Origin of the sequence: Rhodococcus sp. EPR-147, assembly GCF_001647185.1 — a bacterium.
Taxonomy (GTDB): Bacteria; Actinomycetota; Actinomycetes; order Mycobacteriales; family Mycobacteriaceae; genus Rhodococcoides.
Genome location: NZ_LVCU01000592.1, coordinates 1 through 6434, shown reverse-complemented (window position 1 = coordinate 6434; position 6434 = coordinate 1). Strand labels below are relative to the sequence as shown.

Below are 6434 nucleotides of genomic sequence, written 5' to 3'. Positions count from 1 at the left end.
ACGGCGACTCAGGTGCAGTACATCGCCGCGACGTATGGCCTCGCGCGATGCGATGTCGATGTCACGTACAACTCGATCACCCTCAGTGCTCACCGGGGCCCGACGCGTCCTCCGGCGTCGACGATGCGCATCGTGCATTACCGCTCGATGGACTTCACGCGGCTGGCCGAGGTCGACCGTCTCATCCGCGCTGTGCGCGTGAAGATGGTGCCGCCGAGCGCGGCGCTCGAGCGGCTCGACGAGATCACCAAGGCTCCGCACCCGTACAACCGGTGGATTGCGACGCTGGCGTGGTCGGGCATGGCCGCTGCCATCAGTGTGTTGCTCGGCGGTGGCGCGTTGGTGGCTGTGGTCAGCTTTCTGACGACGATGGTGATCGATCGCATCGGCCGCGTCCTCAACCGTGCGGGCCTGCCGTTCTTCTTCCAGCAGGTAGTCGGCGGCTTCGTGGCGGCGACACCGGCGATCACGCTCTACAACTTCCAGGACCAGCTGAACATCAGTATCTCGCCGTCGCAGATCATCGCGGCCGGGGTGATCGTGCTGCTCTCGGGGCTCTCGCTCGTCGGCTCGGTGCAGGATGCGATCACCGGTGCCCCGATCACGGCGGTGTCGAGATTCTTCGAAGTGTTGATGATGACGGGCGGCATCATCGCCGGCGTCGCGACGTCTCTGCGGCTGGCCGCGCTGATCGGCAGCGATCTGCCGCAGATCAGCAACCTGGCCCCACCGGACATCCTGCAGGTCCCCACCAAGGTGATCGCCGGCGCAGCAGCGTCGCTGTTCTATGCACTGGCCTGCTACGCCGGGCGTCGTGCGTTGACGGCTGCCTTCATGGGCGGCTTCGCGGGATCGCTGGTGTATCTGCTCTCGCAGACGCTCAACGTGGGGCCTATCATCGCCTCGGCCATCGCTGCCACCGTCGTCGGATTCGCGGGTGGTCTGTTGGCTCGTCGTGCGCTGATTCCACCGCTGATCGTCGCCGTCGCGGGTATCACTCCCCTGCTCCCCGGCCTGGCGCTGTACCGAGGTCTGTACGCGATCCTCAACGACCAGCTACTGCTCGGCATCAGCTCGTTGTTCGCGGCATTCGGCGTCGGCTGCGGGCTGGCCGCGGGTGTGACATTGGGTGAGTGGGGTGCCCGCACCCTGCGTCGACCACGCATCATCGCGCGCACGGAAGAACTCCTACGCCCGACGCTTCGCCGAACAGAAGAACCGCGCCGACCGACTGTTCGTCGGCGGCGCGGTACGAGTCCTTCGTAGAAGGCGGAACTCAGGCCTCTGTGCTGGGGGTTCCCTCAGCGGATGCGCGTGCAGCCGCGTCGGCCTCCATGGCCTCACGCAGGCTGCGCGGACGCATGTCGGTCCAGTTCTTCTCGACGTACTCCAAGCACGCGGCGCGGGTGTCTTCACCGAAGACGACACGCCATCCCTGAGGGACCTCGGAGAACGTCGGCCACAGCGAATGCTGGTCTTCGTCGTTGACCAGCACGAAGAAGCGTCCGTCTTCGTCATCGAACGGGTTGGTACTCATCTCGCCTCACTCGTCGCGAACGTTTGGTTGGTAAGTCTGCACCGTGAGGTGCCACACGACCCTAGCAACGCAGGTCGAGCCGTGGTGCCGTCAGGCCTTCAAGAAGCCGAGCAGTTCCGCATTGACGGCCTCGGGGCGCTCGAGATATCCGTAGTGCCCGGCGTCCGCTATCTCGACGTACCGCGCACCGGGAATGGCGTCGGCCAGTTCCTTGCCCAAGTACGGCGGGATCATCCGATCGTCGGCGAATCCGACCGACAGGCACGGCACCGACACGCCGCGGTAAGCCGCAGTTCGATCGAAATCGTCCTCCATGCCCAGCTGAGCGCGCACGCCGGCGGACGGCGAGGAGGCGGAGAACTCGAACAGGTCGAGCCAGTCGCGTGCCCCGCGAGAATCACGCAACGTCGCAGGCGACAGGTTCATCACCGCTGTCACCGCAGCCGAATAGGTTCCCGGGAGCTCGACGCGCTTGTCGTACAAGGCTCGCTCGCCGTTGGCGAGAGTCTTCTGAAATTCGTCGACTCGGGCGTGGCCGGCGAGGAAGACCGCTTTACGAACCAGGTCGGGCCTACTCAGAGCGAGCTCCTGCGCGACGCGTGAGCCCATCGACGTTCCGACGACGTAGGCCTTCTCGTCACCGTTCCGAACGAGCTCGATCAGGCCGGCAGTATCGGCGACCATGTCCTCCATGGTGATGCCGTGCGTGCTCTCCGACGACGGCGCGATGCCGCGATTGTCGAAAGTGCACACCCGGTAACCCGCTGCTGTGAGAGCCGGCACCTGATGCAGCTCCCACACACGGCCCGGGCTACCGGTGCCCATGATCAGAACTACCAGGTCTCCACTGCCCTTGACCTGGTAGTTCAGGTCGATGCCGTTGATCTTGGCGATAGGCATACGTCTCCTTACTGCTGATTCGTCCGTCGGGGATCGTATCGTCCGACACCGACACGGGGTTACTCGAACAGCCAGTGGGTACCTGGTGTTACATGACTGACGAGAACGTAGCGGGCGAAGCACGCAAGGGATTGCTCGACGGAATCAAGGGCAAGGCCAAAGAGGTCGTGGGCGCGGTGACCGGCAACGACTCGTTGACGGCCGAGGGCCAATTACAGGCTGCTCAGGCTCGTGAACACAAGGAGGCCCAGGCCACGGAGCGGGTCGCCGAAGCGCAGGCCACCGAAGCCGCCGAGGAACTGGCCGACGTTCGCACGTCAGCCGAAAGCCGCCGAGAGGCCGCAGAGGAGAACGCCGCGGTCACCGAGGCGCAGGCAGATCGGGTGCGTGAGACGCAGGTGGTCGCGGCCGAGCAGAACAAGCGCGAGACCATAGCGCAGGAGCGCGCTGCCGCTGAGGTCGACGCGACCGCCGAGCAGATCGAGGCCGAAGAGGACCGGCGCATCGAGCAGGCTGCCGCGGACTCCGACGAAATGGTGGCCGCGCAGAAGCACCAGGAGGCGCTTCGTCAGGCCGAGGCCGATCGCAAGAAGGCCGAAGAGCTCCGCAACCAGGCCTGAACCACTACTGCAAAACAGGAGTTTCGTTTCATGAGTGTCCTAGCCATACCGATGACCATTCTTCGCATCCAGTACAAGATCGCTCGAATTCCGTTGCAGCTCATAGAGACCAACGTAGTCGAGAAGATGAACGCGGAATCACCTGCGCGCCTGGTGTACGAGCACACGCTCGGTTCACTGGACCGTGCCGTCGGAAACCTGTTGGGAGACAAGGGACTCGCCGATCGCGGCGAAACCCTGGTCGACAGCACCGAGAACCGTGCCGAGGCAGCGCGCCTCGACGCCGAAGCTCGAGCCAAGAAGGCCGCAGCCAACGACGAATTGAAGGTGGCTCGCGAAACCGCCGAGAAGGATCGCCGCGCAGCCGACGCCGCCGCCCAGGAAGCCGCGCGTGACGCCCGCCAGGAGGCCGAGCAGCGCAAGCGCGAGGCCGCTCAGGATGCCGAGCGTGAAGCCGCCGCCAAGAAGAAGAAGGCCGACGAGCAGGCCGCTGCCACCGCGAAGGCCGCAGAGGATCGCAAGAAGGCGCAGCAGGCTCAGGTCGACAAGCAGGAGAAGCTGGCCGCCGCGCCGTCCGAGGCCGAACTGGCCGAGGCCGCCGAGCGTTCCGACGAGGCCGCCGCCAAGAAGGACGAGGCGGAGCGCATCGAGAAGCTGTTCATCGCAGAGAAGAACAAGGACTGACGTCGGCACTATCGGCGAATTATCGATCTCCGGCAGGACCTCACACCCTTTTTGCCGACTGCGCGCCCCTACTCGAATCAGAGCATGGGCGCGCAGTCGTCAATTGGGGCGCGCGCTCCCCGCCCACCACTTGATCAATCGAGGACGCGAGCGAGAAACGCAGCGATGTTGTCTTCGACTGCCGCGGTGCGGGTCTCGACATCGAAGTCTTCCTTGAACTGCCGGCCCAATGCCGGGGTCTTCTTCTTTCGCGCGTAGAGCGAGCACGCGAGGTCCGAGCAGATGTAGGTACCCACCGTGTTGCCGCGCCTGCCGGATTCGCCTGCTTTCGCGGCGGCCATCAGCGAGACGCCACCGTTCGCGTGTGTGGTGAGGCAGATGCTGCACATCTGCGCTGTGCGTGGCCCACCGACTTTGTAGCGCAACGAGATTCCACACAGTCGATCCGCGGAAGGAACGACGATGTAGCTCCTCCCGGCAAGCTTGGGATCGACCCAACCGAAGAAGTCGAGATCGCTCCACGGCACAGCGTCGAACATCTCGGGAAGAGAGAGCCTTCCGGCGTCTCCCTTGGACGAGTTGACGAACGACGACCTGATGTCGCGTTCGGAGATCGGTTCCATGTCACTGCCTCCAGTGCTGTAAAAGTGTGTCGATTCCGTCGAGGATGCGGGCCCAGGACTGCTGCGAATCGGGCGCACTGTGACCGAACGAGCCCGACGCATCGAGGCTGGCATAGCCGTGAAACACGCTGCCGAGCAATCGAACTGCGTGTACCTGATCCTCTTCACCGAGGTCGTACCCCCGGAGGATTGCTTTCATCATTGCCGAGTGACGCACTCCCGCACTTGCGAGAGCAGTCTCGTGATCGAGTGGAAACTGCGTCGCCGCATAGCGACCGGGGTGCTCCCGCGAATAGTCGAGATACGCGTTGGCGACGGCCACCAATGCGTCCTTGCCCGCTCGGCCTGCCAGCGCCTCGGACACCCGATCGGCCAGTTCCTCCAACGCCAGCAGCGCTATCCCGACGTTCAACTCGTGCGCGTTCTTCAGGTGCGAATACAGGCTCGCCACCTTGACGTCGAAGCGTCTGGCCAGCTCACTGGCGGTGACGCGATCGAAGCCGACCTCATCGGCCAGATCCGCTCCTGCCGCCACGATGCGCTGCGCGGTCAATCCTGCGCGTGCCATACCGGCCTCCTCGTTCTTTCGAGGACACCGTAACCAAACCTAATAGCTTTAGGCAAATTGCTAAAGCAATCAGCGACCCTGCCACGCCTCCCACAGCTGTGCGTATCGTCCACCGGCCGCGACCAGCTCCTCGTGCGGGCCCTGTTCCAGAATTCTGCCGTGTTCGAGGACCACCACGCGGTCGGCGGCAGCAGCCTGAGTCAGCCGATGCGCGACGATCAACGTGCTGCGCCCCCTGGTCGCTGCCTCGGCCGCAGCTTCGAGATCTCGCGCACCGGAACTGCCCGCCTCCGCGGTGGCCTCGTCCAACACCGCGACGGCCGGGTCGGCGAGAACCAAACGCGCCAAGGCCAATTGCTGCGACTGTGCCGCGGTCAACTGGCGTCCGCCCTCGCCGACAGCGGTGTCGAGGCCGTTCTGGAGCGCCTCGACCCACGACCAGGCACCGACGGTGCGTAGTGCGGCTTCGACGTCGTCACGACCGGCATCAGGGGCGGCAAGCAACACGTCGTCGATCAATCGGCCGGCGAACACGTGCACTTCCTGGCTGACGATCGCGACGTGTCGCCGCAGGCCCTCACTGCCCAGCGCATCCAGTGATGCGCCGCCGACCCGAACTGTCCCCGACGTCGACGCCATCGAGCCTGCCGCGATCGCTGCAATCGTGGATTTGCCTGCGCCGGTGGATCCGACGAGAGCGACGGTCTCCCCTGCGCCGACCCGCAGGTTCACTCCGTGCAGAACCTCGTGGCCGGACTCGTACTCGTGCCGCAGATCGGTGACGTCCAAGGTGGCGTCGGACGGCACGGAACCGTCGCCGACGGGTCGCTCGTCGGGGATGTCGATGACGCCGACGAGCCGGGCCAACGAGGCTCCCGCGGACTGGATGTCGTCGAACGTGAACAGCAGGGTGCCGATCGGATTGAACAGTCGGTGGAACAGCAGCGCCGCAGCGGTCGTCTCACCGACGGTGACGTGATCGCCTCGCACCAGCAAGAATCCGGCCAACAGGATCACCGACAGTCCGACGCATTCGGCGCGATTGCTTCGAGATCCGAATCGGGTGAACAAGCGGAACACATCGACGCCGATGTCGCGGGCCTTCGCCGACGCTCTGTCGATCTCGCTCAGGTGCGCCGACTCGAGTCCGTACGCACGAACGGTTTTTGCGCCCTGCATGCTGCTGACGAAGGACTGCGCTCGCTCGCCCATCGCCACGCGCTCGGCCGCGTACTTCGGTGCCGAGCGGGGCAGATACCAGCGCAGCGCGAGGACGTACATCGGCAGCGCGACGAGCCCCGCCAGGCCCAGCCGCCAGTCGATGCCGAGCATCGTGATCATGCTCAGGCACACGAGCAGGAACGCGCCGACGAGCTGCGGGATCACCTCACCGATCGACTTGGCCATCACCGCGACGTCGTCGCCCACCCGGGAGAGCAAGTCGCCCTTGCCCACTCGCTCGAGCGTGGCCACCGGCAGATGCAGCGCGCGGCGCACGACGG

Annotated in this window: 8 protein-coding genes; 3 read left to right on the top strand and 5 right to left on the bottom strand. The window is 65.1% G+C overall.

From position 1 onward, the window contains the following. The coding region (locus A2J02_RS26650; RefSeq protein WP_068055953.1) for a threonine/serine ThrE exporter family protein at window positions 1–1266 on the top strand (1266 nt) is incomplete at its 5' end. Between the two features lie 10 nt (window positions 1267–1276). On the opposite strand, the gene A2J02_RS26645 is transcribed toward A2J02_RS26650, so the two are convergent. Both A2J02_RS26645 and A2J02_RS26640 read right to left on the bottom strand, forming a co-directional pair. Continuing rightward, window positions 1277–1537, bottom strand: a complete 261-nt coding sequence (locus A2J02_RS26645; RefSeq protein WP_008710007.1) for an MbtH family protein — start codon at window positions 1535–1537, stop codon at window positions 1277–1279. Window positions 1538–1627: 90 nt separating this feature from the next. Further along, on the bottom strand, window positions 1628–2437 hold the full coding sequence (locus A2J02_RS26640; protein ID WP_068055951.1) for an alpha/beta fold hydrolase: 810 nt from the start codon (window positions 2435–2437) through the stop codon (window positions 1628–1630). Window positions 2438–2529: 92 nt separating this feature from the next. Between A2J02_RS26640 and A2J02_RS26635 the strand changes: the two genes are divergently transcribed. Beyond that, window positions 2530–3057: a general stress protein CsbD gene (locus A2J02_RS26635; RefSeq protein WP_068055948.1), complete on the top strand. Its 528-nt coding sequence runs from the start codon at window positions 2530–2532 to the stop codon at window positions 3055–3057. Window positions 3058–3087: 30 nt separating this feature from the next. After that, window positions 3088–3741, top strand: coding sequence for a hypothetical protein (locus A2J02_RS26630; protein WP_068055945.1), 654 nt, complete (start codon window positions 3088–3090; stop codon window positions 3739–3741). 134 nt (window positions 3742–3875) lie between these two features. On the opposite strand, the gene A2J02_RS26625 is transcribed toward A2J02_RS26630, so the two are convergent. The 3 genes from A2J02_RS26625 to A2J02_RS26615 form a co-directional block, all read right to left on the bottom strand. After that, window positions 3876–4364 carry an FBP domain-containing protein gene (locus A2J02_RS26625; RefSeq protein WP_068055942.1) on the bottom strand — a complete coding sequence of 163 codons (489 nt, stop codon included), beginning with the start codon at window positions 4362–4364 and terminating at the stop codon, window positions 3876–3878. Between the two features lies 1 nt (window position 4365). Next, a complete protein-coding gene (locus A2J02_RS26620) occupies window positions 4366–4932 on the bottom strand; it encodes a TetR/AcrR family transcriptional regulator (RefSeq protein ID WP_068055939.1) in 567 nt (188 codons plus the stop codon). 69 nt (window positions 4933–5001) lie between these two features. Next, a partial coding sequence (locus A2J02_RS26615; protein ID WP_068055935.1) for an ABC transporter ATP-binding protein occupies window positions 5002–6434 on the bottom strand: 1433 nt, incomplete at its 5' end.

What these genes read in the sequence shown, in the direction of transcription:
- A2J02_RS26645 (WP_008710007.1), bottom strand. Translation starts at nt 1,537, where the DNA reads ATGAGTACCAACCCGTTCGATGACGAAGACGGACGCTTCTTCGTGCTG.
- A2J02_RS26640 (WP_068055951.1), bottom strand. Translation starts at nt 2,437, where the DNA reads ATGCCTATCGCCAAGATCAACGGCATCGACCTGAACTACCAGGTCAAG.
- A2J02_RS26635 (WP_068055948.1), top strand. Translation starts at nt 2,530, where the DNA reads ATGACTGACGAGAACGTAGCGGGCGAAGCACGCAAGGGATTGCTCGAC.
- A2J02_RS26630 (WP_068055945.1), top strand. Translation starts at nt 3,088, where the DNA reads ATGAGTGTCCTAGCCATACCGATGACCATTCTTCGCATCCAGTACAAG.
- A2J02_RS26625 (WP_068055942.1), bottom strand. Translation starts at nt 4,364, where the DNA reads ATGGAACCGATCTCCGAACGCGACATCAGGTCGTCGTTCGTCAACTCG.
- A2J02_RS26620 (WP_068055939.1), bottom strand. Translation starts at nt 4,932, where the DNA reads ATGGCACGCGCAGGATTGACCGCGCAGCGCATCGTGGCGGCAGGAGCG.